Here is a 25122-nt window from a genome sequence, read left to right on the forward strand (position 1 = left end):
TAGGATTGGCGCCATTCCGGCATGTGCCGGGCCTAACACGAGATGATATTTATCATGTCCGCTGCTGCATCGTTCCGCGTCGAAAAAGACCTGCTTGGCACCCTTGAAGTCCCAGCTGATGCCTACTACGGCATCCAGACCCTGCGCGCTGCCAACAACTTCCACCTCTCCGGTGTTCCGCTGTCGCACTACCCCAAGCTGGTTGTCGCCCTGGCGATGGTCAAGCAGGCGGCTGCCGACGCCAACCGTGAGCTGGGTCACCTGAGCGATGCCAAGCACGCCGCCATCAGCGAGGCTTGCGCCCGTCTGATCCGCGGTGACTACCACGAGCAGTTCGTGGTCGACATGATTCAAGGCGGTGCTGGTACTTCTACCAACATGAACGCCAACGAAGTCATCGCCAACATTGCGCTGGAGGCCATGGGTCACCAGAAGGGCGAGTACAAGTACCTGCACCCGAACAACGACGTGAACATGGCGCAGTCGACCAACGACGCCTACCCGACTGCGATCCGTCTGGGTCTGCTGCTCGGTCACGATGCGCTGCTGGCCAGCCTCGACAGCCTGATTCAGGCCTTCGCCGCCAAAGGCAAGGAATTCGACCACGTACTGAAGATGGGCCGCACCCAGCTGCAGGACGCCGTGCCGATGACCCTGGGCCAGGAATTCCGTGCCTTCGCCACCACCATGACCGAAGACCTCAACCGTCTGCGTTCCCTGGCGCCAGAGCTGCTGACCGAAATCAACCTGGGCGGTACCGCCATCGGTACCGGCATCAACGCCGACCCGGGCTACCAGATGCTGGCCGTCCAGCGCCTGGCAACCATCAGCGGCCAGCCGCTGGTACCGGCTGCCGACCTGATCGAAGCCACCTCGGACATGGGCGCCTTCGTCCTGTTCTCGGGCATGCTCAAGCGTACCGCGGTCAAGCTGTCGAAGATCTGCAACGACCTGCGCCTGCTGTCCAGCGGCCCGCGTACCGGTATCAACGAGATCAACCTGCCAGCGCGTCAGCCAGGCAGCTCGATCATGCCAGGCAAGGTCAACCCGGTAATCCCGGAAGCCGTTAACCAGGTGGCCTTCGCCATCATGGGCAACGACCTGGCCCTGACTGTCGCTGCCGAAGGCGGCCAGCTGCAACTGAACGTGATGGAACCGCTGATCGCCTACAAGATCTTCGATTCGATCCGCCTGCTGCAACGCGCCATGGACATGCTGCGCGAGCACTGCATCGTCGGCATCACCGCCAACGAACAGCGCTGCCGTGAACTGGTCGAACACTCGATCGGCCTGGTCACCGCCCTGAACCCGTACATCGGCTACGAAAACGCCACCCGTATCGCTGCCATCGCCCTGGAAAGCGGCCGTGGTGTGCTGGAACTGGTCCGCGAGGAAGGCCTGCTGGACGAAGAGATGCTCAACGACATCCTGCGTCCGGAAAACATGATTGCTCCGCGTCTGGTGCCGCTGAAGGCGTAACCGATGCTGTAACACCGCTCACCAGGTCGAGGGACTAGACACCTCTCACCTTTTGAGGGCCCAGGGATCATTCCCCGGGCCCTTTTTTTATGCCTGATGTGAGAGCGGGCTTGCCCCGCGATTGCGGGCTGTCAGCCACATCGCATCGCGGGGCAAGCCCGCTCCTACAACAGGTGGCACATCATTGATGGCATGGCGTACTGTGGGCAGCTAAAGACAAGCCGACCACGGAGACAGGCCCATGACAACCGCACACCCCGCTCGCAACATCATGGTGCTGTATACCGGTGGCACCATCGGCATGCAGGCCAGCGCCAACGGCCTGGCCCCGGCTCCGGGTTTCGAGCAGCGGATGCGTGAGCAACTGGCCGGACGTGCCGATATCCCGCACTGGCAGTTCCGCGAAATGCAGCCACTGATCGACAGCGCCAACATGACGCCCGAGTACTGGCAGCGCCTGCGCGCGGCGGTGATCGAGGCCGTCGATGCGCAAGGCTGCGATGCCGTACTGATCCTGCACGGTACCGATACCCTCGCCTACAGCGCCGCCGCCATGAGCTTTCAGCTCCTCGGCCTGCAAGCACCTGTGCTGTTCACCGGCTCCATGCTGCCGGCCGGGGTTGCCGACAGCGATGCCTGGGAAAACCTGGTCGGCGCCCTGCTGGCGCTGGCCCAAGGGGTCGCTGCAGGTGTGCAGCTGTATTTTCATGGCGAACTGCTCGAACCCAACCGCACCGCCAAGGTGCGCAGCTTTGGCCGGCACCCGTTCGTCACGCTCAAGCGCTTCGGTGGTGCCGCCACAGTGCAGCCTTTGCCAACTGAACTCGACTATCGGCAGCCCAAACAAACCGCCACGGTCGCCGTCCTGCCGCTGGTACCAGGCTTCGGCGCCGCGCTGTTGCACGCGGCGCTCGACAGCGGTGCGCAGGGCTTGATCCTGGAATGCTTCGGCAGCGGTACCGGACCGGCTGACAATACGGACTTTCTCGATGCCCTGGCGCAAGCGCAAGCGCGCGGGGTCGTGGTGCTGGCAATCACCCAGTGCCATGAAGGCGGGGTCGAGCTGAATGTGTACGAAGCCGGCAGCCGCCTGCGTCAGACCGGGGTGTTGTCGGGGGGCGGGATGACCCGCGAAGCGGCGTTCGGCAAGTTGCAACTGCTGCTCGGCGCCGGCTTGCCGATGGCAGATGTACGCCGCCTGATCGAGCTCGACCTGTGTGGCGAACTGCGCTGACCCCGGCAAGGCACGCATATTGCTCGCTTGCAGGTAGCCCTTCAGCAGGAAGCCAGACATGCTCCACTCACACCTCACCACCCTCAACGCCGTGTCGCTGGTGCTACAGGCCTTCAAGGATGACGACGTAGACGCTGCGGCGCTGCTCGACGGTAGCGGCATCAGCCCGGCCGACCTGGGCCGCGCCGATTCGCGCATCACCACCCGCCAGGAGTTGCTGGTGTGCGCCAACGCCGTGGCGCGGCGCCGTGAAGTGGGCCTGGAACTGGGTCGGCGCATGCATGTTTCCTGCTACGGCATGCTCGGTTACGCCCTGCTCTCCAGTGCCACCTTAGGTGACGCTTTGCGCCTGGCCATGCAATATCCGGCGCTGCTGGGAACACTTTTCCAGCTGCGCCTGATCGACGACGGCGAGCGTATCTGGTTCAGCGCCAGCAATTATCGCGAAGACCCTCACCTGGCGGCGTTCAACGCCGAGTTCTGCCTGACCTCGTTGAAAGTCATCTGTGATGACCTGCTCGGGCAATCGCTGCCGCTGCTGGCGTCGCGCTTTGTCCACGCCGCTCCCGATTACCAGGCGCTGTACGCTGAAACCTTCAACTGCCCACTGCACTTCGAGGCCAGCGACAACGCCTTTGCCTTCGAGCGCCGCTGGCTGGATATGCCCTTGCCATTGGCCGACCAGATCACTCACCGGGCCATGAGCGAACGCTGCCGCCGGCAGAACCTGGAGTTCACCGGTCGCCAGGCGTGGCTGGGGCGCATCCGTCAGTTGTTGCTCGATCAGCTGGATGCCGCACCCGGACTGGAAGGCCTGGCAAAACAGATGAACTGCTCATCACGCACCCTGCGCCGGCATCTGCAGGAGCTGGGCAGCAGCTACCAGCAGTTGCTCGACGAGCTACGATTCGAGCGAGCCAAACAGCTGCTGGCCGAAGACCAGCTGCCGATCTATCAAATTGCCGAAGCGCTGGGCTTCAGCGAAACCGCCAGTTTCCGCCATGCATTTCTACGCTGGAGCGGCGTAGCGCCAAGCCATTTCCGCGCCTGACAGGCGCTCAGCTCGCCGCGTGGGGGCGATATCCGGACAGCCAGGCTGGCCATATCGATCCCCTTTTGGCCGTTTCCGCCGTTCTGCACCGGGGCCGATCCATCAACAATGGACCCATGCCAGTGACCCCGGAGAACAACAAATGCTGACAATCTATTCCGATGACCATCACCTTCATCACGGCCGCTGCGAGTTGATCGACGGACAGCTGATGCCCTGCTTCGAAATGCCTTCACGTGCCGACCATGTGCTGGAACGGGTCAAGACCCGTGAACTGGGCCCGGTACAAGGCCCTGCAGATTTTGGCCGGGCACCGCTGTTGCGCGTGCACAGCGCCGATTACCTGAACTTCTTCGAGGGCGCCTGGCAGCGCTGGGCCAGCCTCGGCCACGATGGCGACCTGCTGCCCTTCACCTGGCCTGCGCGCACCTTGCGCAGCATCAAACCCAAAGGCCTGCATGGAGAACTGGGCTATTACAGCTTCGACGCCGGCGCGCCTATCACCGCCGGGACCTGGCAGGCTGCCTACAGCGCAGCGCAGGTCGCACTCACCGCCCAGGCCGCCGTGCAAGCCGGTGCCCGCAGTGCCTTTGCCCTGTGCCGTCCACCGGGACACCACGCCGCCAGCGATGTCATGGGCGGCTACTGCTACCTGAACAATGCCGCTATTGCAGCCCAGGCATTCCTCGACCAGGGCCAGCGTAAAGTCGCGATCCTTGATGTGGATTACCACCATGGCAACGGCACCCAGGAAATTTTCTACCAGCGCAGCGACGTGTTCTTCGCCTCGATTCATGGCGATCCACAAGCCGAGTTCCCGTTCTTCCTCGGCTATGCCGACGAACAGGGCGAAGGCGAAGGCCTGGGCTACAACGTCAACTACCCGCTGCCCGCAGGCAGTGACTGGGCAACCTGGAGCAACGCCCTGGATCAGGCTTGCGAGCGTATCGCCGCCTATGCACCGGACGTGGTGGTGGTGTCGCTCGGCGTCGATACCTTCAAGGACGATCCGATCTCCCAGTTCAAACTGGACTGCCCTGATTACCTGAAGATGGGCGAGCGTATTGCCCGCCTCGGCAAACCGACCCTGTTCGTCATGGAAGGCGGTTATGCGGTCGAAGAGATCGGCATCAATGCCGTAAACGTACTTGAAGGTTTCGAAGCGGTTCGATGATCGTCAACCACGCCAGGCACGCCGCAAGCGTGCCAGGGCGTCGGCAATCTTCGCTTCGTCCACCGCGGCGAAGCCCAGCACCAGCCCTGCGCGGTTATCCACAGGGGTAAGCGAATCAGGCAACCAGTAATCGCTCAGGGCATTGAGTTCGACGCCGACGGCTTCGGCCTGGGCGATCAGCTGCTGCTCGCGGGCATGACTTTCGACATCAATCTTCACGTGTAATCCCGCCGCCACCTCGGGCATCACCCCGAGGCCGGAGATATCCACAGGCCAGCCTGCTTGCAATGCATTGCGCCGGCTCAGCGCAGCGCGCCGCACCCGGCGAATGTGCCGCTGAAAATGCCCCTGGGCCATGAACTGCGCCATCACCGCCTGCGTGCCGACCTCCGAATGCCTGACCGCCAGCGCCCGGCACCAGGAGAAGGCTTGCACCAGCTGTTGCGGCAGCACCAGATAACCCAGGCGCAACGCGGGAAAGGCTATCTTGCCGAACGTGCCGACATACAACACCCGCCCGCTACGATCCAGCGCCGCCAGCGGGGCCAACGGCGCCCCGCTGTAGCGGTACTCGCCGTCGTAATCGTCCTCGATGATCCAGGCGTCCTTGCGCTGCGCCCAGTCCAGCAGTTCCAGGCGCCGGGCCAGGCTCATGGTGACCCCGGTGGGATACTGGTGCGAGGGGGTCACATAACTCAGGCGGCAATACGCCACGTCATAGAGTGCAGCGCAGTCCAGCCCTTCGTTGTCGACAGCAATACCGCGCACTTGCGCACCGGTCAGGGCGAAGGCATTACCGGCGGCACGATAGCCGGGGTTTTCCACAGCCACCACGTCACCCGACTCCAGCAGCAACTGTGCACAAAGGCTTATCGCCTGCTGCGCACCACTGGTGATCACAATTTGTTCAGCCGTGCAGGAAAGCCCGCGTGATCGACGCAAATAGGTGGCAATCAGCTCACGCAGCTCGGTCTCCCCCGCCGGATCGCCGTAGCCCAAAGCGGCAGGATCCGGATTGCGCCAGAATCCGGCCTGCAGCTTGGCCCAGACGTCGAACGGAAACAGATCGAGCGCCGGTAATCCGACACGAAACGCCCGCGGCGGACCGCTTTTCGGCGCGGGTAAATGGTGCTTTTCCAGCCGTTCCAAGGGGCCATTGTGGATAACATTACTGGATATAATCTCAGTATCTTCCGGCGTTTTTGTGGATAACTCTGTGGAAAAACCCAGGGATAACCCTGTGGATACTTTTGTGGATAGTTTTGGCAGCTGACTCACATAGGTGCCGTCGCCAACCCGGCTCTCGATAAAGCCTTCGGCATACAGCTGGTCGTAGGCACGCACCACGCTGTTGCGCGACAGTGCCAATGCTGCGGCCATGTCACGGCTGGCCGGCAAGCGCGTGCCGCTGCTCAAACGGCCATCCAGCACGCGCAGGCGCAGCGCCTGGTAAAGCTGTCGGCTCAACCCCTGGCGCCGGTCAAGGACGATACCCGTAGGGTCGAACGGCAACGCGAAAGGACGCACGCTCATGACAATGGACCTATCAAATTAGCTGGAAATGGCTCTTACCATAGACCAATAGCCTGCCTAGGATTGAACCATTCGCCAAGGACAATCCTCATGTTCACACCTTCGAGCTACAAGGAAACCGACCTCAGCCAGCTGCACCGGCAGATTGAGCAGACCCGCCTGGCCGTGCTGGTTACCCAGGGCGAACAAGGCCTGCAGGCCAGCCACCTGCCGCTGCTGCTGGATCGCAGCCAAGGCAGCAACGGCACCCTCTACGGCCACTTCGCCCGCGCCAACCGGCAATGGCAAGCGCTGGAAAACGGTGCCGAAGCCCTGGTGGTGTTTTCTGGGCCCGACGCCTATGTCAGTGCCGGCTACTATCCGAGCAAGGCCGAGGATCCGCGCACCGTACCAACCTGGAACTACCTGGCCGTACACGCCTGGGGTAAAGCCGAGGTTTACCACGATGCCGAGCATCTACTGGACATCGTCCGGCGCCTGAGCGACCACCATGAGCAGACTCAAGCCAAGCCGTGGTCGGTGGATGAAGCGCCCGCCGACTACATGACTGGAATGCTCAAGGCGATTGTCGGCTTTGCCCTGCCCATCGAGCGCCTGCAAGGCACCCGCAAACTCAGCCAGAACCGTTCGGCCATCGATATCGAAGGTGTGCGTACGAGTCTGGCCAACAGCAGCGATCCCCTGGACAACCAACTGGCCGCAGTGATGCGCCACTCTTGAAGGACTCTCTCATGCCTATCGTTACGATCCGCCCGGTTACTGCCGATGACCACAGCGCCTGGCTGCCCCTGTGGCAGGCCTACCAACGCTTCTACGAGACCCGTATTGGCGACGAGGTGACCGCCGTGGCCTGGCAGCGCATGCTCGACCCGAATGAGCCGACCAATGCCGCGCTGGCCTGGGTCGACGGCAAAGCGGTAGGCATGGTCCACTGGATCTACCATCGCTCGAACTGGAGCATTGAGAACTCTTGCTACCTGCAGGATCTCTATGTTCAGAGTGAGCAACGTGGCCTGGGTGTCGGCCGCCAGTTGATCGAATACGTCTACGCTACGGCGAAGGAAGCAGGTTGCGCCAAGGTTCACTGGTTGACTCATGAAACCAACGCCACCGCCATCAGCCTGTACGAGCAGGTCGCCGAGCGGCCCGGCTTCATCCAGTTTCGCAAACCGCTGTAAGCCCTGGAGCCTTTACATGAATGCATCGTTGAACTGGCACCCGGCAAAACGCCCGCAACCGAAAACCCTGGTCGGGCGCTTCATTCGCCTGGAAAAGCTCGATCCGCGTCGTGACCGCGAAGACCTCTGGCAGGTGTTCCAGGGCCCCGACGCCGACCCGAAACTCTGGGATTACCTGGCCTACGGGCCGTTCACCGAGCGTGAAGACTTCGACCACTGGCTCGACAGCAACGCGGCCAGCAGCGATCCGTTGTTCTACAGCGTCATCGACAGCGCCAGCGGCCAGACCCAGGGCATCCTCAGCCTGATGTCGATCGTGCCCGAGCAGGGCCGTATCGAGATCGGCCATATTGCCTTTGGCGCCGCTATGCAGCGTACGCCCAAAGGCACCGAGGCGGTCTACTTGCTGGGCAAGTTGGCGTTCGAACTGGGCAACCGCCGCCTGGAGTGGAAGTGCAACAACGACAACGCCCGCTCCAAACGTGCAGCCGAACGCTTCGGCTTCCACTTCGAAGGGGTGTTTCGCAAGCATATGGTGATCAAGGACAGAAATCGCGATACCGCCTGGTTCTCGATTATCGATGATGAATGGCCGGCGATTGCGGCGGGGTTTGAGCGCTGGCTGAGCAGCGATAACCAAATGCCTGGCGGCCAGGTGCAAACCCTCGAAGCGTGCCGGTAGGAGCGGATTTATCCGCGAAGGGGCGCAGCGCGGCCCCAAACCCGGGACTGCTATGCAGTCCTTCGCGGATGAATCCGCTCCTACAGAGCGCAAAAAAAGGGGAGCATTTGCTCCCCAGAGGTTAACCGCTTGTAGATGAAGGCCTGAAAGTCAGCCCTCGATCTCGATCAGGATCTCGCCCGGGTTGACCCGGTCGCCCTTGGCTACATGAATGGCGGTGACCTTGCCGGCGATGTCCGCCTGGACTTCGGTTTCCATTTTCATGGCTTCGGTGATCAGCACCGGCTGGCCGGCCTTGACCATGTCACCTTCCTTGACCAGCACATCGACGATGTTGCCCGGCATGGTGGTGCTGACGTGGCCCGGTGCACTGGCCTGCTTGCGCTTGCTGCTGCCACCGCCGACGAATTCGTTGAGCGGTTCGAACACCACTTCTTCCGGCATGCCGTCGATAGACAGGTAGAAGTGACGCTTGCCTTCGGACTTGACGCCGACACCGGTGATGTCGACGCGGTAGGTTTCGCCGTGGACGTCGATGACGAACTCGGTCGGCACGCCTTCGCCGCCAGCCGAGGCCACCTTGCCAGCTTCCGGAATCGGCAGCAGCACTTCAGGGGTCAGGGTGCCGGCTTCGCGCTCTTCGAGGAACTTGCGCCCGATATCCGGGAACATGGCGAAGGTCAGTACGTCTTCTTCGGACTTGGCCAGGTTGCCGATATCGGCACGCAGCTTGGTCATTTCCGGCTTGAGCAGGTCGGCCGGGCGCACGTCGATGACTTCTTCGCTACCGATGGCCTGACGACGCAGGTTCTCGTCGACCACGCCCGGCGCCTTGCCGTAACCGCCTTGCAGGTACAGCTTCACCTCGTTGGTGATGGTTTTGTAGCGCTCGCCGGCGAGGACGTTGAAGAACGCCTGAGTGCCGACGATCTGCGAGGTCGGGGTCACCAGCGGCGGGAAGCCGAGGTCTTCACGCACGCGCGGGATCTCGGCCAGCACTTCGTTCATGCGGTTGAGCGCGCCTTGCTCCTTGAGCTGGTTGGCCAGGTTGGAAATCATCCCGCCCGGTACCTGGTTCACTTGCACGCGGGTATCCACGGAAGTGAACTCGCTTTCGAACTGGTGGTACTTCTTGCGCACGGCGTAGAAGTACAGGCCGATTTCCTGCAGCAGTTCCAGGTCCAGGCCGGTGTCGAACTCGCTGCCCTTGAGCGCTGCAACCATCGACTCGGTACCCGGATGGCTGGTACCCCAGGCAAAGCTGGAGATCGCGGTGTCGATGTGATCAGCGCCGTTCTCGATGGCCTTGAGCTGGCACATGGCGGCCAGGCCGGCGGTGTCGTGGGAGTGCACAAACACCGGCAGCGATTGCTCAGCCTTCAGCGCCTTGACCAGCTCGCCGGTGGCGAATGGGGTCAGCAGGCCGGCCATGTCCTTGATCGCCACCGAGTCGCAACCCATGGCTTCCATCTGTTTGGCCTGAGCCACGAAAGCGTCGATGGTGTGCACCGGGCTGGTGGTGTAGGCAATGGTGCCCTGGGCGTGCTTGCCGGCAGCCTTGACCGCTTCAATGGCCACGCGCAGGTTACGCACGTCGTTCATGGCATCGAAGATGCGGAACACGTCGATACCGTTGACCGCGGCCTTGGCCACGAAGGCTTTGACCACATCGTCGCTGTAGTGGCGGTAGCCGAGCAGGTTCTGGCCGCGCAGGAGCATCTGCAGGCGGGTGTTAGGCAGCGCTGCGCGCAGTTTGCGCAGACGCTCCCACGGGTCTTCCTTGAGGAAGCGCACGCAGGCGTCGAAGGTCGCGCCGCCCCAGACTTCCAGCGACCAGTAGCCGACTTTGTCGAGCTTGTCGCAGATCGGCAGCATGTCTTCGGTACGCATGCGGGTGGCCAGCAGGGACTGGTGGGCGTCGCGCAGGATTGTGTCGGTTACAAAGATTTTCTTGGACATTATGGGATTCCTCACAGGCCTGCGTGGGCGGCAATGGCGGCAGCGATGGCCAGGGCCAGCTCTTCGGGTTTGCGCTTGATCGAGTAGTTGGTCAGTTCCGGATGGCTTTCAACGAAGCTGGTATTGAACTGACCGCTGCGGAATTCCGGATTGCGCAGGATTTCCTGGTAGTAGGCGGCAGTGGTCTTCACCCCTTGCACGCGCATGTCGTCCAGAGCCCGCAGGCCGCGGTCCATGGCTTCTTCCCAGGTCAGCGCCCAGACCACCAGTTTCAGACACATCGAGTCGTAGAACGGTGGGATGGTGTAACCGGTATAGATCGCCGTGTCGGTCCGCACGCCAGGGCCGCCGGGTGCGTAGTAACGGGTGATCTTGCCGAAGCTGGGCAGGAAGTTGTTCTTCGGATCTTCAGCATTGATCCGGAACTGCAGGGCAAAGCCGCGGTGCTGGATGTCTTCCTGCTTCACCGACAGCGGCAGGCCGGAAGCAATACGGATCTGCTCGCGAACGATGTCGATACCGGTGATTTCTTCGGTGATGGTGTGTTCCACCTGCACCCGGGTGTTCATCTCCATGAAGTACACCTCGCCATCGGCGAGCAGGAACTCCACGGTACCGGCGTTCTCGTAGCCCACCGCTTTGGCTGCACGCACCGACAGGTCGCCGATATAGGCGCGCTGTTCAGGGGTCAGTTGCGGGCTTGGGGCGATTTCGATCAGTTTCTGGTTGCGGCGCTGGATCGAGCAATCGCGCTCGAACAGGTGCACAACGTTGCCGAAGCTGTCACCGAGGATCTGCGCCTCGATGTGTTTCGGGTTGACGATGCATTTTTCCAGGAACACTTCCGCCGAACCAAAGGCCTTGGTCGCTTCGGAAATGACTCGCGGGAATGCCTGTTCCAGCTCCTCGCGGCTGTTGCAGCGACGAATACCGCGGCCGCCACCACCGGAGGTGGCCTTGAGCATCACCGGGTAACCGATGCGGTCACCGTCCTCAAGCGCCTCGTGAATGTCGGCAACATTGCCTTCGGTGCCCGGAGTCACCGGCACACCGGCTTTGATCATGCTGCGCCGGGCTTCGGTCTTGTCGCCCATGCGGCGAATGACTTCAGCTGCCGGACCAATGAACTTGATCCCACGTTCAGCGCAGATGTCCGCAAGTTCAGCGTTCTCCGACAGAAAACCATAACCGGGATGCAGCGCATCACAACCGGTTTCCACGGCCAGGTTCACCAGCTTGCGCGGGTTCAGGTAGCCGGCCAGGGGCTCGGCACCAATGCTGTGGGCCTCGTCTGCACGCTTGACGTGCAAGGCATGGCGGTCGGCGTCGGAGTAGATCGCCACGGAGCGAATGCCCATCTCGGCGCAGGCACGCACGATCCGAACTGCGATTTCACCCCTGTTGGCGATCAGGATTTTTTTTATCACTGGAGTATTCCCAAGGCCGCTAGAACAAACGAGCCGGCACCGCCGGTCGGCGCGTGACCAATCGTCGCTGGCCAGTCGCATCTTTACCCTAGCGCTGTCTCTGGATAAACAAAAATCAATATTTATTAGGGCGTGCATTAGCAAAAGCTTATAGTGCTGTTACAAGGTTTTGCCGGGATGTGGAAAAAATGCGTAAGTCATTGATGCGTATGACATTGCGTCAGTTGCAGATCTTCAATGAGGTCTGTGATTTGCGTTCCTACAGCCGCGCGGCCGAGGAGATGAACCTCACGCAACCCGCCGTTAGTCTACAGATCCGCCAGCTCGAAGAACTGGTGGGTCAGCCGCTGTTCGAGTACGTCGGCAAAAAACTCTACCTGACCGAGGCTGCCGAAGCCCTGCAGCGCGCCAGCCGGGACATCTTCGGCCGCCTGGAAAGCCTCGACATGCAGCTCTCCGACATGCAGGGCTCGTTGCAAGGGCAGCTGAAGCTGGCAGTGGAATCCAGTGCCAAATACTTCGTCCCGCATCTGTTTGCCGCCTTCAAGCGCCTGCACCCTGAAGTCAATCTTACCCTTACCGTGGTCAACCGGGCCCAGGCCATCCGTCGCCTCTCGGACAACCGTGACGACCTGATCATCATGTCCATGGTGCCCCAGGACATGGGCCTGGAATTCCTGCCGTTTCTCAACAATCCGATTGTCGCCGTGGCACCGCCGGATCATCCCTTGTGCAAGCTGGAAAAGCTGCGCTTGCAAGATCTTGAACCGCACACCCTGCTGGTTCGCGAACAAGGTTCGGGTACCCGCAAGGCCTGCGAGGAGTACTTCAAGGACAAGCGCGTGCACTTCACCCAGACCCTTGAGGTCGCCTCGGCCGATGCCCAGCGCGAATGTGTGATTGCCGGCCTGGGCATTGCCCTGCTGACCCGGCATGCGCTGAACCTGGAACTGGCTACCGGGATGCTGCGCGAGCTACCGGTCGAAGAACTGCCGCTGTACCGCAGCTGGTGCGTGGTACAGGCCAAGGCCAAGCGGCAGTCGCCGGTGGCTTTGGCCTTTCTTGCATTCATCCGTAGCGAACGAACGCAAATCAGCGGGCTTGTTGAGCGTTTTTCGGGGAGTTTGCCGCCGATACCTGCCATACGCTGATGGCTTGCAACTCGGGGTAATCGGCGATTTCCTGGAGCAGGCGGCGTTGTTCGGAGTAGCTTTCGATCGCGCGGCGGTACTCCATGCGGCGCTGATCTTTCTCCTGCTGCTTGCGGGACTTGGCGTTGGGTTGATACGAGCCATCGAGTTCACGAGCCATTGCATATCTCCCTGATCGAGTGCGGGAGTTTCAGCCTGACTACGCGGCGTTACGATTTGGCGGCGTGCCAATGACAAATCGATGAAAGGACAGACATCCCTGTGGGAGCGGGCTTGCCCCGCGATGCGATGTGGCTGAAAGACCGCAATCGCGGGGCAAGCCCGCTCCCACAGCCATACATAGGTGCAGCCAGGGCTGTATCAGTCGTCCATCGCCTTGATCGACTTGGGCGACAGGCGCAGGCTGCGCAAGCTGCGTTTGACGCTCTTGAGGTGATTGACCAGGCTCGGACCACGCGCCATGGCCACGCCCATGGCGAGCACATCGATCACCACCAGGTGGGCAATACGCGAGGTCAGCGGGGTGTAGATTTCCGTGTCTTCGTGTACGTCGATCGCCAGATTCACGGTCGACAGCTCGGCCAATGGGGTCTGGCTCGGGCACAGGGTAATCAGGGTGGCACCGCTTTCACGCACCAGGTTGGCGGTGATCAGCAGGTCCTTGGAACGCCCTGACTGGGAAATGCAGATGGCCACATCACCCGGCTTCAGGGTCACCGCCGACATTGCCTGCATATGCGGGTCGGAATACGCCGCCGCCGTGAGCAGCAGACGGAAGAACTTGTGCTGGGCGTCAGCCGCCACTGCGCCGGACGCGCCAAAACCATAGAACTCGACGCGCTGGGCCTGGGCCATGGCCGAAACCGCACGCTGCAGGGCCTGAGGGTCGAGGTGCTCGCGCACTTCCATCAGGGTATGCAGGGTGGTGTCGAAAATCTTCAGGCTGTAATCGGCGACCGAGTCGTCTTCATGAATGGCGAACTGGCCAAAGCTGGCACCGGCCGCCAAGCTCTGGGCCAGCTTGAGCTTGAGGTCCTGGAACCCGGAACAACCGATGGCTCGGCAAAAGCGCACGATGGTCGGCTCGCTGATACCAACGCTGTGGGCAAGATCGGCCATGGAGCTGTGCATGACGGCTGCGGGATCCAGCAGTACGTGATCGGCAACTTTGAGTTCCGATTTGCGTAACAGATGGCGCGACTGGGCGATGTGTTGCAACAGATTCAAGGGCAGGACTCGGTTATGATCGACTGACCGGGTTGTAGCTTTCTTGTAGTTATACTACATGACCGGCGACCCGCCCAGCTAAACGAACCAGGAGAGTGGTGGTATTGACTATCCCTTGCGACATTATGGTGTTCGGCGGCACCGGTGATCTGGCCCTGCATAAACTGCTTCCGGCGCTCTATCACCTGTATCGCGAGGGCCGCCTGCACATCGCCGTGCGCATCATTGCCCTGGCCCGGCGCAACCTGCCGCGCAGTGAGTATCTCAAGCTCGCCGAACGCCGCTGCCGGGCGCAGATTGCCCGCAACGACTTCGACGAGGATGTCTGGGCGCGTTTCTGCGCACGTCTGGACTACTTCGCCATGGATGCCGCGCAAAGTGCCGACTTCGGTCGCCTGGCGCGCTTTCTCGGCGAACCGGGCGGGCTGACCCGCGTCTACTACCTGGCGACCGCACCGAATCTGTTCGTGCCCATCGCCAACCACCTGAAAGTTGCCGGCCTGGCCGAAAGCGAAGCACGCATTGTCCTGGAAAAACCCATCGGTCATTCACTGGAATCGGCTACTGCGATCAACCAGGCCATCGGCGCAGTGTTCGACGAGTCGCAGGTGTTTCGCATCGACCACTACCTGGGTAAGGAAACCGTGCAGAATCTCATGGCCTTGCGCTTTGCCAATGCCCTGCTGGAACCGGTGTGGCGCAACAACCAGATCGATCATGTACAGATCAGCGTCTGTGAAAGCCTCGGCGTAGAGAACCGCGGCGCTTACTACGACCGCGCCGGGGCGACCCGCGACATGCTGCAGAACCACCTGCTGCAACTGCTCTGTCTGGTGGCGATGGAGCCGCCCGCGCAATTCGAGGCGGAAGCGGTGCGCGACGAGAAGGTGAAAATCCTCAAGGCCCTCAAACCCATCGACGGCCAGGACGTGCAGGACAAAACCGTGCGCGGTCAGTACAGCGCCGGCAAGATCGGCGGCCAGGAAGTCCCTGCCTACTATTTCGAGAAAGATGTCGACAACGACAGCGATACCGAGACCTTCGTCGCCGTTGAAGCGCATATCGACAATTGGCGCTGGGCGGGTGTGCCCTTCTATCTGCGCACCGGCAAGCGCCTGGCCAAACGCTCGTCGCAGATCGTCATCCAGTTCAAGCCCGTACCCCATCGCCTGTTCGAGGGCGATCAGGCCAACCAGCTGCTGATCCAGCTGCAGCCAGACGAGCGCATCAGCCTGCAGATGATGACCAAGACGCCCGGCAAGGGGATGCGCCTGGAGCCCGTCGAGCTGAACCTGAACCTTGCTCAGGTATTCGGCCAGACCCGGCGCTGGGACGCCTATGAGCGCCTGCTGCTGGATGTACTCGAAGGCGACTCGACGCTGTTCATGCGCCGTGACGAGGTCGAAGCGGCCTGGGCCTGGATCGATCCGATCCTTAACGGCTGGCAGGAACACTTCCAGGCGCCCAGGCCCTACCCGGCCGGTTCCAACGGCCCGGAGCAAGCCCATAGCCTGCTGGCGCGCCAAGGTAGCGCCTGGCACGACTGAAAACCTTCCTGCTCCATTGAGCACCTCGATAACCAGAAGATGGGCTTGCAACATGTGTTGCAACCCATCATCGAGGAATCAAGGCATGACCATCGCAACCAAGGACTGGACCATTCAAAACGACCTGATGCCAGGCATCGGCGGGGGAAGTTTCCGCGTGCGCGGCACCGTCACGGTCGCCCACCCTGGCATCACCCCCGTATTGGTAAAGCCCGATCTTCAGGACCGATCCTTAGCGTTGAACCTGAAGCTGGAGCTGGTACAGGAAGAAGGCATCTTTACCCAGGTACAGACCGACAAAGAAGTCTGCTTCGAGATGTCTGGCGATCACAGCTACATCCCTTGCGTGAGGGTGCTACATGAGGGTGAGATTCTGGCCATCGTCGACGAGATCATCACCACCAACTGACGTGTCCAGCAGCAGGCCTGTGTTCAAGCACGGCCTGCTAGCTGATAAGGCGAGTCATGCTACGCTCCAGCAGCGCACCGAATGCACTGGCATCCACCGGCTTGCTGATCAGGTAACCCTGCACTTCGTCACACCCCTGCTCGCGCAGCAACGCCAACTGCTCCGGGGTTTCCACGCCCTCGGCAACCACTTTCAGATCCAGGCTCTTGGCCATGGCAATGATCGCCCGGGTGATCGCGGCGTCTTCGCTGCCTTCGTGTAGGCCACGAATAAAAGCCTGGTCGATCTTGACGTAGTCCACCGGGAAACGCTTGAGGTAGCTGAGCGATGAATAGCCCGTGCCGAAATCGTCGATCGCCAGCTTGACCCCGAGTTCATGCAGCTGCTGAAAGGTGGTGATGATGTGCTCGACGCTGTCGAGTAACTGGCTCTCGGTCAGCTCCAGCTCCAGCAGGTGCGGGGCCAGGCCGCTCTCCTCCAGGACCTGGCGCACCAGGCTGACCAGCTTGCCCTGACGCAATTGATACACCGACAGATTCACCGAAACACGGATCGGCGCCAGCCCCTGGCGCTGCCATTCGCAAGCCTGCCAGCAGGCCTGGCGCAGAACGAACTCACCAATGGGCGCGATCATTCCGGTCTCTTCGGCCAGGCCGATGAATTCACTGGGTGGGACCATGCCCCATTGCGGATGCTGCCAGCGCACCAACGCTTCGGCCGCCAGCAAGCGCCCCTGACGCAGGCACAGCTTGGGCTGGTAGTAGACCAGCAACTGCCGCTCCTCGATGGCCTTGCGCAAGTGGTTCTCCAGTTGCAGACGCTCAAGGGTGCTGGCACGCAGGTTCTCGGTGTAGAACTGAAAGCTGTCGCCGCCCAGATGCTTGGCATGCTGCTTGGCCATGTCGGCCTGGCTGACCAGCGCGCCCAGGTCAAAGGTGGCATCGGACAACAAGCTGATGCCTACCGAAGCACTGATCACCACTTCATGGCCATCCAGACGCTGCGGTACCCGCAGTTTGTCCAGCAGGCGCGTGGTCACCCGTACCAGGCTGGACAGGTTGTTGTAGCCATCGAACAGCACGGCAAACTCATCGCCGGACAAACGCGCCACGGTATCGGCCTCCGGCACGGCGTTGGCGATGCGTTGGGCCATCTTTTTCAACAGTTGGTCAGCCAGCTCATGCCCGAGGCTTTCATTGAGCAACTTGAAGCGGTCCAGGTCGATGTGCAGCAATGCCAGGCTGCGGCCGTTAAGCCTTACCCGCTGCCCGGCATCGTGCAGGCGCAAGCGGAACAGCGCGCGGTTGGCCAACCCGGTCAGCTCGTCGTAATGCGCCAGGTAGCGCAGGCGCTCCTCCGACTCACGGCGGGCCGACAGGTCGGTATAGAAGCCGACAATATTGCTGATAGTGCCACGGGCATCACGGACCCCGTTCAGTTGCAGCCATTGCGGATACAAATCGCCATTCTTGCGTGCTTCAACCAACTCCCCCTGCCAGCGCCCCTGCTGATCCAGAGCCTGTTCAATGGCCAGGCTGTGCCGTCGCGCATCACGGCTGCTGGGCAGCTCCAGGGCGTTGCGTGAGAGCAGTTCTTCACGGGAATAGCCGGTGACTTCGCAGTACGCCTGATTGACCGCCAGCAGCACGAAATCCGGGTCAAGAATGGCAATGCCTTCGCTGGCCGCCTCGAATACCGTGGCTGCCAGACGTTGCTGTTCCTCCTGAGCCTTCTGCGCAGAAACATCGCGGCGCGTGCCAAGCATGCGCACGACCTTGCCATTGGCGCCGTGCTCGACCGCCCGGCCGCGGTCTTCGATCCAGCACCAATGCCCCTGGCTGTGGCGCACCCGGTACTCGACCCGGTAATCCTCGCTGCGCCCTTTGAGGTGCTCGACCAGTGTCCGGCGCAACAGCGGTAAATCGTCTGGATGCAGGCGTGGCTTGAGGTCATTGCGCACGCTGCGTACCTGGGCCGGTTCCAGGCCGAACAATTCGCGTAGCTGGGTATGGTGGACCTCATCGGTCTCCAGGTTCCAGTCCCACAAACCCAACTCACTGGCCTCCAGAGCCAGGGCCAGGCGCTGTTCGCTTTTGCTTAGCGCATGGTTGGCTTGATCAACTCGGGATTCCAGGCCGACCTGAGCCTCACGCAATTGCTCCTCGATCAGGCGCCGCTGCTCAACTTCGCCGGCCAGCGCCTGATTGAGCTGCTCGCTGTGACGCTGGGCGGTCTGCAGGTGTTCAATCAAGGCCTGGTTCTGAAAACGTTTGAGTAGCCCAACTTCGATCAGTCGATTGACCTGCCAGGCCACCACCAGCAAGGCCCCCAACAAAATCAGGCCAAGCCAGCCCCAGCCTCGATGCTGTTCGTCACCACTCCAGAACAAGAAGGCGATCGGCGGCAGCAGACAAGGCAAGGTGAAGCTGAGGAAAGCCGGCAGGCTGACGGCATAGGCAATACTGGCAGACAGCGTCGCCGCCCCCAGCAGGCCAAACACCCAGGCCTGCTGCACAAAGTTATCCACAGGGACCAGGGCAATCGCGGCGCTGGCCAGGGTCAGGCCACTGAACGCCGAGCCCAGCAAAAACATGCGCCACCAGGTCGGCTGAGCCTGGCGATCGGGCATGGCCGAATCAAACGCGGCCACCTGGATAACCCGCAGGGCCACCAGCGCCATTAACCAGACCACCCAGACGCTGACCTGCAGGTAGCGCGCCGGGCTCCAGAGCAACCAGGCACAGACCAAACCGTTGAGCAGCATGAACAGGGTGGGCAGCAACGAGCCTTGATAGAGCAGGCGGGTGCGCTCTACGGCCAGTTGCGTAGCGAATTGCTTACGAATACTCCCGCGCGTCCCCAGAGGTACGCCGACGGAGCCGGAACCAGATGTCATAGGCAGTGTTCTTGTAATGGTTAGCCCTAAACGTGCACGGAGCATACACAAGCAAACGCCTGCGCCAAACTGCTCTGGATCATTATTCTGCTCTGCGGTTTTCCGACGAAAAGCGCTCAAGCGCGCAGGCCTTGGGCTGGAGCCCGATGACCGGCCAGTCGGGAGGACGAAGTTTTTCTACTGTATATTTGCCCAAGGGTTGCCCGCGCCCCTAAAATGGTCGGATGCGCGATGATCTCTCTCTCCTGTTGAACTCCCTCAACGACGCCCAACGCCAGGCCGTAGCGGCCCCCGTTGGTCGTCAGTTGGTCCTGGCCGGTGCCGGCTCCGGCAAGACCCGTGTGCTGGTGCACCGCATCGCCTGGTTGATCCAGGTCGAGCAGGCCTCGCCGCACTCGATCCTGTCGGTGACCTTCACCAACAAGGCCGCTGCCGAGATGCGCCAGCGTATCGAGCAGTTGATGGGTATCAACCCGGCCGGTATGTGGGTAGGCACCTTCCACGGCCTGGCCCATCGCTTGTTGCGGGCACACTGGCAGGAAGCCGGGCTGAACCAGAACTTCCAGATCCTCGACAGCGATGACCAGCAACGCCTGGTCAAGCGCGTGATCCGCGAGCTGGGCCTCGATGAGCAGCGCTGGCCAGCGCGCCAGGCCCAATGGTTCATCAACGGGCAGAAAGACGAAGGCTTGCGCCCGCAACACATCCAGGCCAGTGGCGACCTGTACCTGGGCACCATGCGCAGCATCTATGAAGCCTACGAGTCCGCTTGCCAGCGCGCCGGGGTCATCGACTTCTCCGAGCTGCTGTTGCGCGCCCTGGACCTGTGGCGCGACCACCCGGGCCTGCTCGAACATTACCAGCGGCGCTTCCGCCATGTGCTGGTGGACGAATTCCAGGATACCAACGCCGTGCAGTACGCCTGGTTGCGTCTGCTGTGCAAAGGTGGCGACAGCCTGATGGTGGTTGGCGACGACGACCAGTCGATTTATGGCTGGCGCGGCGCCAAGATCGAGAACATCCACCAGTACAGCGCCGACTTCCCCGACGCCGAGATGATCCGTCTGGAGCAGAACTACCGCTCCACGGCCGGCATCCTCAAGGCCGCCAACGCCCTGATCGCCAACAACAGCGATCGCCTGGGCAAGGAACTGTGGACCGACGGCGGCGATGGCGAGCCCTTGAGCCTGTACGCAGCCTTCAACGAACACGATGAAGCGCGCTACGTGGTCGAAACCATCGAGAGCGTGCTCAAGACCGGCCTGGCCCGTAGCGACATTGCCATCCTGTATCGCTCCAACGCCCAGTCGCGGGTGCTTGAAGAAGCCTTGTTGCGTGAACGCATCCCCTACCGCATCTACGGTGGTCAGCGCTTCTTCGAACGCGCCGAGATCAAGAACGCCATGGCTTACCTGCGCCTGCTAGAAGGTCGCGGTAACGACGCGGCACTGGAGCGGGTGATCAACGTACCGCCGCGGGGCATCGGCGAAAAAACCGTCGAAGCGATTCGCGACCACGCCCGGCACAGCGAGGTGTCGATGTGGGAATCGATGAACCTGCTGATCGCCAACAAGGCGCTCAAGGGCCGCGCGGCCAGTGCCCTGGCCGCGTTCATCGAGCTGATCGAAAACCTTGCCGCCAAGGTCATGGAGATGCCGCTGCACCTGATGACCCAGACAGTCATCGAGCAGTCCGGGCTGATCATCTATCACCAGGAAGAAAAAGGTGAAAAGGGTCAGGCACGGGTAGAAAACCTTGAGGAACTGGTCAGCGCCGCGCGCAACTTCGAAACCAGCGAAGAAGATGCCGAACTCTCGCCCCTGGCCGCGTTCCTCGGTCATGCTTCGCTGGAAGCTGGCGATGCCCAGGCCGACGAACACGAAGACAGCATCCAGCTGATGACCCTGCACAGCGCCAAAGGCCTGGAATTCCCGCATGTGTTTCTGGTCGGCATGGAAGAAGGCCTGTTCCCGCACAAGATGAGCCTGGAAGAGCCTGGCCGTCTGGCGGAAGAACGCCGGCTGGCCTACGTCGGCATCACCCGGGCGATGCAGCAGCTGGTGATGACCTACGCTGAAACCCGACGCCTGTATGGCAGTGAAACCTACAACAAGGTTTCCCGTTTCGTACGCGAGATACCGGCGGGGCTGATTCAGGAAGTACGCTTGTCCAACAGCGTCAGCCGCCCTTTCGGCTCAGGTCAAAAGCAGAACACCAGCAGCCTGTTCGCCAACGCGAACATTCCGCAAACTGCCTTCAATCTTGGCCAGCGCGTGCAACACGCTGTGTTCGGCGAGGGCGTGATCCTCAATTTCGAAGGCTCCGGTGCCCAGGCCCGGGTGCAGGTCAACTTCGCCGAAGGCAGCAAGTGGCTGATGCTCGGCTACGCCAAGCTCGAAGCGCTGTAGGTAGGAATGGTGGGAGCGGGCTTGCCCCGCGATATTGCAATCGCGGGGCAAGCCCGCTCCCACAGAACAGCGGCCCTGACTGCAGGCAAAAGATGGAAACATCTTGGCGCTGGTCATGTGTCCTACAACCTGTGCACCATGACGCGCGTGCAATCCACAAAACGGGAATACCCTTCTATGCAACGTTTTCTTAGCATCGCCCTGGCGTTGTGCATCGGCCTGACGATGAGCCTCGACGCCAACGCCAAACGCATGGGCGGCGGTAAAAGCTCAGGCGCCGCGCCAATGCACCAGACCCGCCAGGCAGCCCCGACCACCCCGGGTGCCTCGCCAACCGCGCCAGGTCGCGCACCTGCAGCCGCCAGCGGCGCATCGAAATGGCTCGGCCCTCTGGCCGGTATCGCCGCCGGTGGCCTGCTGGCCTCGATGTTCATGGGCGATGGCTTCGATGGCATGCAGATCTTCGACATCCTGATCATGGCGCTGATCGCCTTCCTGGTGTTCCGCTTCATCGCCGCCCGTCGCCGCAAGCAGCAGCCACAAATGGCCGCCGCCGGTCACGCGCCATTCCAGCGTGAAGCCCATCAGCCAACGGCTCAGCCGTCGATCTTCGGTGGTTCCGCTGCGCCAGCCGCTGCCGCCCGTCCGGTCATCAACGCACCGGCCTGGTTCAACGAGCAAAGCTTCCTGGCCGCTGCCCGTAACCACTTCCAGACGCTGCAGCAGCACTGGGACGCCAACGAAATGGACAAGATCGCCGAATTCGTTACCCCGCAAATGCTGCAGTTCCTCAAGCAGGAGCGTGCTGAGCTGGGTGATGGCTTCCAGTCCACCTACATCGACAACCTGGATGTGCAGCTTGAAGGTGTCGATGATCGCGCCGACAAGACCATCGCCACCCTGACCTTCAGCGGTGTGTCGAAAACCTCGCGCTTCGACCAGGGTGAAGTGTTCAGCGAAAGCTGGAACATGGAACGCGCCCAGGGCGAAAACCAGCCTTGGCTGGTCGCCGGGATCCGCCAGAACGGCTGATCTTGAGGCATTGCACAAAAAAACCCCGGGCTTGTCCCGGGGTTTTGCTTTTAGCGCAGCGGGCTACTAGGGTATAACGCGCAGCGTGTCGTAAAGGTTAGAGGATAGAACCGTGGAAGAAGTCATCGAACAGCTCCGAGAAGCCAATGAACCGGTACCGGTGCCGCTTGAGTTGCCGGACGAAGACCAGCTGGTCGAAATCGAAGAAGAGTTGTTCATCAATATTCCATTCGTCTTCAAGGAGTTCCTGCTGACGGTCAGCGACGTGGTCTACGGTAGCCTTGAGCCCGTCACTGTCACCGATCCGCAGTCGCACACCTACCTGCCGGAGGTGGCGGCCAACGCCTGGGATGCGGGTGTGCCGCGAGACCTGATTCCGATTTGCCAGGATGGCGACGATTACTACTGCGTCGAAGAAGACGGCACTGTCGTGCTGTGGTCCGGCGAAGAAGAGATTGTCACCGAAGAAAGCTGGGAGTCGGTCTGGCACTGGGCACGGGATGTCTGGCTGGAAAGCTGAATGAGAAATATCCTCATAAATTAATGGCCCTTAGCCATTAATGTTCGTAGAATCGCCATGCCTTCCTGTGCGTGGCGATTTGCTACCGCTCCATCCCCTCGGACATTCGAATCGTCTCGTGCAGGAAGCGTCTTTCCCCGTCACCCTAGGGGTGATTCTCCTGATGATTGTCCAGCGTCTCCAGCAACGCGATCTGCATGCGCGTGTGCACGCGGATGAGCCAGCGCCAGAGCAACGCCGCCACACCCGCCGCCACCACCACAATCAGCACCAGCAATTCGCTGGTCGGCAGAATGCTCGCCGAAAGTGCCGACAACAGCAGAAAGATCACCAGCAGCGACAACAGCGGAATGACCTCGGCAATCACCCGGCGCACCCGTTGGGTATGGCGCCCGGCCATTTCCGGCTTGACGCCCATCTCGGCCAACAGCATCGACAGTGCCTTGAGCTTGCGATAGGCGGCAATCAGGAACGGCAGCGACAGCAGTAATGCTGCACCCCAGATCAGTGCCTTCTGCTGACCTACGTCGCTGATCCATGCCCCCAGGTATTCACCGATGCGCGCAGCGAAATAGCCGCCACTGAAAAAGATCGCCACCACCAGTGCCAGGTTCACCCCCACCTGCAGCAGGATGCGCCGGATCATCGAAGCCAGTAACGCGCCCTCGCCGTGGGGCTGGATACTGCGCAGCCACTCGCCGTACAGCGATAACACCCGTGCCAGGCGGCGCGGGACGACCTTGGCAAGCTTCAGCGACAAAGGGTCGGCACCACGGATCAGATAAGGCGTGAGCAGCGTGGTGATGGCCGATACGGCTACCGCGACCGGATAAAGGAAGTCGCTGGTGACCTGCAGGGTCATGCCCAGCGCCGCGATGATGAAGGAGAACTCGCCAATTTGAGACAGCCCCATCCCTACCCGTAGCGAGGTGCGTCCGTCATTGCCGGCGATAAATGCCCCCATGCCACATGACAGCATCTTGCCCAGCACCACGGCCACGGTGATGACCACGATCGGCCAGGCATATTCGACCAGCACCAGCGGGTCGATCATCATGCCGATGGCGACAAAGAAAATCGCACTGAACAGGTCGCGAACCGGTTCGATCAGCCGCTCGATTTTCAGCAACTGTCGCGATTCGGCCATGATTGCACCGATCAGGAAAGCCCCCAGCACCATGCTGTACTCGAGTTTGACCACCAGCAGGCAGAAGCCGAAACACAGGCCCAGCACGGTGATCAGCAGCATCTCGTTGCTTTCGAAACGTGCGACGTAGGCCAGCAGCCGCGGCACCAGCAGAATGCCGATGACCAGCGCCACAATCATGAACAGCGACAGCTTGCCGACAGTGGAAAACACTTCGCCGGAACTGACCGAGCCACTGACGGCGATCCCCGAAAGCAAGGCGATGATACCGATACCGAGAATATCCTCGACGATCAGTACGCCGAAGATCAGTTGGGCAAAGCGCTCGTTCTTCATCTTCAGGTCGTTGAGCGCCTTGACGATGATGGTGGTCGAGGAAATCGCCAGAATCGCTCCCAGGAACAGCGAATCCATGGTGCTCCAACCGAACCAGCGGCCGATCTCGAAGCCGATCCAGATCATCAGCACGATCTCCAGGAACGCCGCGATAAACGCCGTGGCGCCGACCTTGAACAGCTTTCGCAGGCTGAACTCCAGGCCCAGGCAGAACATCAGGAAGATTACCCCGAGCTCGGCGAGGGTCTTGATCGTATCTTCGTCGTGGATCAGGCCAAACGGTGGGGTGTGCGGGCCGATGATAAAGCCGGCGACGATGTAACCCAGCACCACCGGCTGTTTGAAACGGTGAAAGAGGATGGTGACCACACCCGCAACCAGCATGATCACTGCCAAATCCTGGATAAAGCTGATGGCATGCACGGCGTGGTACTCCTTACCTTGAGACGAAGGACAAACCGCTACTCATCCCAGGAATAGACTGATTGAGTTGCGGGTACATAGTGTTTTTAATGTAGAAAACCCACCTTGCATGGGCCTCCTCAGGTTAACACTGCCGCCTTTCGCGAAAAGCCGGTGCAATAAGTGGAAACAGATCGACCAAATCAACGCCGTAAATGGCACAAACAGCGTGACGGCAAGGCCGCTGTCAGCGTCCCGTCTTTAGATGGGAATCGTAATAGGGGAAAGAAGCGTGAATACCAGTCGCCACCCCGCCTCAGCGCAACCTAA

Annotated in this window: 20 protein-coding genes; 13 read left to right on the forward strand and 7 right to left on the reverse strand. The window is 61.2% G+C overall.

The genetic code is table 11. From position 1 onward, the window contains the following. The first annotated feature begins 54 nt into the window (after positions 1-54). From aspA to PSAKL28_RS26075, 4 genes are all read left to right on the forward strand, one after another. Positions 55-1479, forward strand: a complete 1425-nt coding sequence (gene aspA / locus PSAKL28_RS26060) for an aspartate ammonia-lyase (protein ID WP_038615998.1) — start codon at positions 55-57, stop codon at positions 1477-1479. A 241-nt stretch (positions 1480-1720) separates the two neighbouring features. After that, positions 1721-2713: an asparaginase gene (locus PSAKL28_RS26065; protein WP_038615999.1), complete on the forward strand. Its 993-nt coding sequence runs from the start codon at positions 1721-1723 to the stop codon at positions 2711-2713. 58 nt (positions 2714-2771) lie between these two features. Continuing rightward, complete coding sequence (locus tag PSAKL28_RS26070) at positions 2772-3764, forward strand: AraC family transcriptional regulator (RefSeq protein ID WP_038616000.1); 993 nt, start codon at positions 2772-2774, stop codon at positions 3762-3764. A 142-nt stretch (positions 3765-3906) separates the two neighbouring features. Beyond that, positions 3907-4938, forward strand: coding sequence for a histone deacetylase family protein (locus PSAKL28_RS26075; RefSeq protein ID WP_038616001.1), 1032 nt, complete (start codon positions 3907-3909; stop codon positions 4936-4938). Positions 4939-4941: 3 nt separating this feature from the next. Here PSAKL28_RS26075 and pdxR read toward each other — a convergent pair whose 3' ends face one another. Further along, entirely contained in the window at positions 4942-6471 is a 1530-nt protein-coding gene (gene pdxR / locus PSAKL28_RS26080; RefSeq protein ID WP_038616002.1) for a MocR-like pyridoxine biosynthesis transcription factor PdxR, read from the reverse strand. A gap of 90 nt (positions 6472-6561) precedes the next feature. Between pdxR and PSAKL28_RS26085 the strand changes: the two genes are divergently transcribed. From PSAKL28_RS26085 to PSAKL28_RS26095, 3 genes are read left to right on the forward strand one after another with little or no spacing between them, the layout of a single operon-like run. Further along, positions 6562-7191 carry an FMN-binding negative transcriptional regulator gene (locus tag PSAKL28_RS26085; protein ID WP_038616003.1) on the forward strand — a complete coding sequence of 210 codons (630 nt, stop codon included), beginning with the start codon at positions 6562-6564 and terminating at the stop codon, positions 7189-7191. Positions 7192-7202: 11 nt separating this feature from the next. After that, positions 7203-7649, forward strand: coding sequence for a GNAT family N-acetyltransferase (locus PSAKL28_RS26090; protein ID WP_038616006.1), 447 nt, complete (start codon positions 7203-7205; stop codon positions 7647-7649). 16 nt (positions 7650-7665) lie between these two features. Then, positions 7666-8331, forward strand: coding sequence for a GNAT family N-acetyltransferase (locus PSAKL28_RS26095; protein WP_038616009.1), 666 nt, complete (start codon positions 7666-7668; stop codon positions 8329-8331). 150 nt (positions 8332-8481) lie between these two features. On the opposite strand, the gene oadA is transcribed toward PSAKL28_RS26095, so the two are convergent. Continuing rightward, entirely contained in the window at positions 8482-10290 is a 1809-nt protein-coding gene (gene oadA, locus PSAKL28_RS26100; protein ID WP_038616011.1) for a sodium-extruding oxaloacetate decarboxylase subunit alpha, read from the reverse strand. Positions 10291-10301: 11 nt separating this feature from the next. After that, positions 10302-11717 (reverse strand): acetyl-CoA carboxylase biotin carboxylase subunit, encoded by a 1416-nt coding sequence (locus tag PSAKL28_RS26105; RefSeq protein ID WP_038616013.1) that lies wholly within the window; start codon positions 11715-11717, stop codon positions 10302-10304. Between the two features lie 203 nt (positions 11718-11920). On the opposite strand from PSAKL28_RS26105, the gene PSAKL28_RS26110 reads away from it, so the two are divergent. Continuing rightward, positions 11921-12868, forward strand: coding sequence for a LysR family transcriptional regulator (locus PSAKL28_RS26110; protein WP_167335160.1), 948 nt, complete (start codon positions 11921-11923; stop codon positions 12866-12868). On the opposite strand, the gene PSAKL28_RS27265 is transcribed toward PSAKL28_RS26110, so the two are convergent. Both PSAKL28_RS27265 and hexR read right to left on the reverse strand, forming a co-directional pair. Beyond that, a complete protein-coding gene (locus PSAKL28_RS27265) occupies positions 12810-13028 on the reverse strand; it encodes a PA3496 family putative envelope integrity protein (protein ID WP_075226612.1) in 219 nt (72 codons plus the stop codon). The two genes, PSAKL28_RS26110 and PSAKL28_RS27265, sit on opposite strands and share 59 nt — an antisense overlap. A 200-nt stretch (positions 13029-13228) precedes the next feature. Further along, on the reverse strand, positions 13229-14095 hold the full coding sequence (gene hexR, locus PSAKL28_RS26115) for a transcriptional regulator HexR (RefSeq protein ID WP_038616018.1): 867 nt from the start codon (positions 14093-14095) through the stop codon (positions 13229-13231). Between the two features lie 104 nt (positions 14096-14199). Here hexR and zwf point away from each other — a divergent pair, with 104 nt between their 5' ends. Together zwf and PSAKL28_RS26125 are read left to right on the forward strand one after the other, a co-directional pair. Beyond that, positions 14200-15642: a glucose-6-phosphate dehydrogenase gene (gene zwf / locus PSAKL28_RS26120; protein ID WP_038617030.1), complete on the forward strand. Its 1443-nt coding sequence runs from the start codon at positions 14200-14202 to the stop codon at positions 15640-15642. 85 nt (positions 15643-15727) lie between these two features. After that, complete coding sequence (locus tag PSAKL28_RS26125) at positions 15728-16051, forward strand: hypothetical protein (RefSeq protein WP_038616021.1); 324 nt, start codon at positions 15728-15730, stop codon at positions 16049-16051. Between the two features lie 37 nt (positions 16052-16088). On the opposite strand, the gene PSAKL28_RS26130 is transcribed toward PSAKL28_RS26125, so the two are convergent. Beyond that, the gene (locus tag PSAKL28_RS26130) at positions 16089-18947 is read right to left on the reverse strand and encodes a putative bifunctional diguanylate cyclase/phosphodiesterase (protein WP_038616023.1); all 2859 of its coding nucleotides are present in this window, start codon (positions 18945-18947) and stop codon (positions 16089-16091) included. Between the two features lie 224 nt (positions 18948-19171). On the opposite strand from PSAKL28_RS26130, the gene uvrD reads away from it, so the two are divergent. The 3 genes from uvrD (at position 19172) to PSAKL28_RS26145 (ending at position 22907) form a co-directional block, all read left to right on the forward strand. Continuing rightward, positions 19172-21355, forward strand: coding sequence for a DNA helicase II (uvrD, locus tag PSAKL28_RS26135; RefSeq protein ID WP_038616025.1), 2184 nt, complete (start codon positions 19172-19174; stop codon positions 21353-21355). A 177-nt stretch (positions 21356-21532) separates the two neighbouring features. Beyond that, a complete protein-coding gene (locus tag PSAKL28_RS26140) occupies positions 21533-22387 on the forward strand; it encodes a Tim44 domain-containing protein (RefSeq protein ID WP_038616027.1) in 855 nt (284 codons plus the stop codon). Between the two features lie 112 nt (positions 22388-22499). Beyond that, positions 22500-22907 (forward strand): SMI1/KNR4 family protein, encoded by a 408-nt coding sequence (locus PSAKL28_RS26145; protein ID WP_038616029.1) that lies wholly within the window; start codon positions 22500-22502, stop codon positions 22905-22907. A 145-nt stretch (positions 22908-23052) separates the two neighbouring features. Here PSAKL28_RS26145 and PSAKL28_RS26150 read toward each other — a convergent pair whose 3' ends face one another. Continuing rightward, entirely contained in the window at positions 23053-24813 is a 1761-nt protein-coding gene (locus PSAKL28_RS26150) for a cation:proton antiporter (RefSeq protein ID WP_038616031.1), read from the reverse strand. Positions 24814-25122: the final 309 nt, after the last annotated feature.

Source organism: Pseudomonas alkylphenolica, assembly GCF_000746525.1.
GTDB lineage: Bacteria > Pseudomonadota > Gammaproteobacteria > Pseudomonadales > Pseudomonadaceae > Aquipseudomonas > Aquipseudomonas alkylphenolica.

Excerpts from the sequence above, each read along its gene's own strand:
- aspA (WP_038615998.1), top strand. The coding sequence starts at position 55 with ATGTCCGCTGCTGCATCGTTCCGCGTCGAAAAAGACCTGCTTGGCACC.
- PSAKL28_RS26130 (WP_038616023.1), bottom strand. The coding sequence starts at position 18,947 with ATGACATCTGGTTCCGGCTCCGTCGGCGTACCTCTGGGGACGCGCGGG.
- PSAKL28_RS26110 (WP_167335160.1), top strand. The coding sequence starts at position 11,921 with ATGCGTATGACATTGCGTCAGTTGCAGATCTTCAATGAGGTCTGTGAT.
- uvrD (WP_038616025.1), top strand. The coding sequence starts at position 19,172 with ATGCGCGATGATCTCTCTCTCCTGTTGAACTCCCTCAACGACGCCCAA.
- PSAKL28_RS26095 (WP_038616009.1), top strand. The coding sequence starts at position 7,666 with ATGAATGCATCGTTGAACTGGCACCCGGCAAAACGCCCGCAACCGAAA.
- PSAKL28_RS27265 (WP_075226612.1), bottom strand. The coding sequence starts at position 13,028 with ATGGCTCGTGAACTCGATGGCTCGTATCAACCCAACGCCAAGTCCCGC.
- pdxR (WP_038616002.1), bottom strand. The coding sequence starts at position 6,471 with ATGAGCGTGCGTCCTTTCGCGTTGCCGTTCGACCCTACGGGTATCGTC.
- PSAKL28_RS26090 (WP_038616006.1), top strand. The coding sequence starts at position 7,203 with ATGCCTATCGTTACGATCCGCCCGGTTACTGCCGATGACCACAGCGCC.
- PSAKL28_RS26070 (WP_038616000.1), top strand. The coding sequence starts at position 2,772 with ATGCTCCACTCACACCTCACCACCCTCAACGCCGTGTCGCTGGTGCTA.
- PSAKL28_RS26085 (WP_038616003.1), top strand. The coding sequence starts at position 6,562 with ATGTTCACACCTTCGAGCTACAAGGAAACCGACCTCAGCCAGCTGCAC.
- PSAKL28_RS26075 (WP_038616001.1), top strand. The coding sequence starts at position 3,907 with ATGCTGACAATCTATTCCGATGACCATCACCTTCATCACGGCCGCTGC.
- PSAKL28_RS26065 (WP_038615999.1), top strand. The coding sequence starts at position 1,721 with ATGACAACCGCACACCCCGCTCGCAACATCATGGTGCTGTATACCGGT.
- oadA (WP_038616011.1), bottom strand. The coding sequence starts at position 10,290 with ATGTCCAAGAAAATCTTTGTAACCGACACAATCCTGCGCGACGCCCAC.
- PSAKL28_RS26140 (WP_038616027.1), top strand. The coding sequence starts at position 21,533 with ATGCAACGTTTTCTTAGCATCGCCCTGGCGTTGTGCATCGGCCTGACG.
- PSAKL28_RS26125 (WP_038616021.1), top strand. The coding sequence starts at position 15,728 with ATGACCATCGCAACCAAGGACTGGACCATTCAAAACGACCTGATGCCA.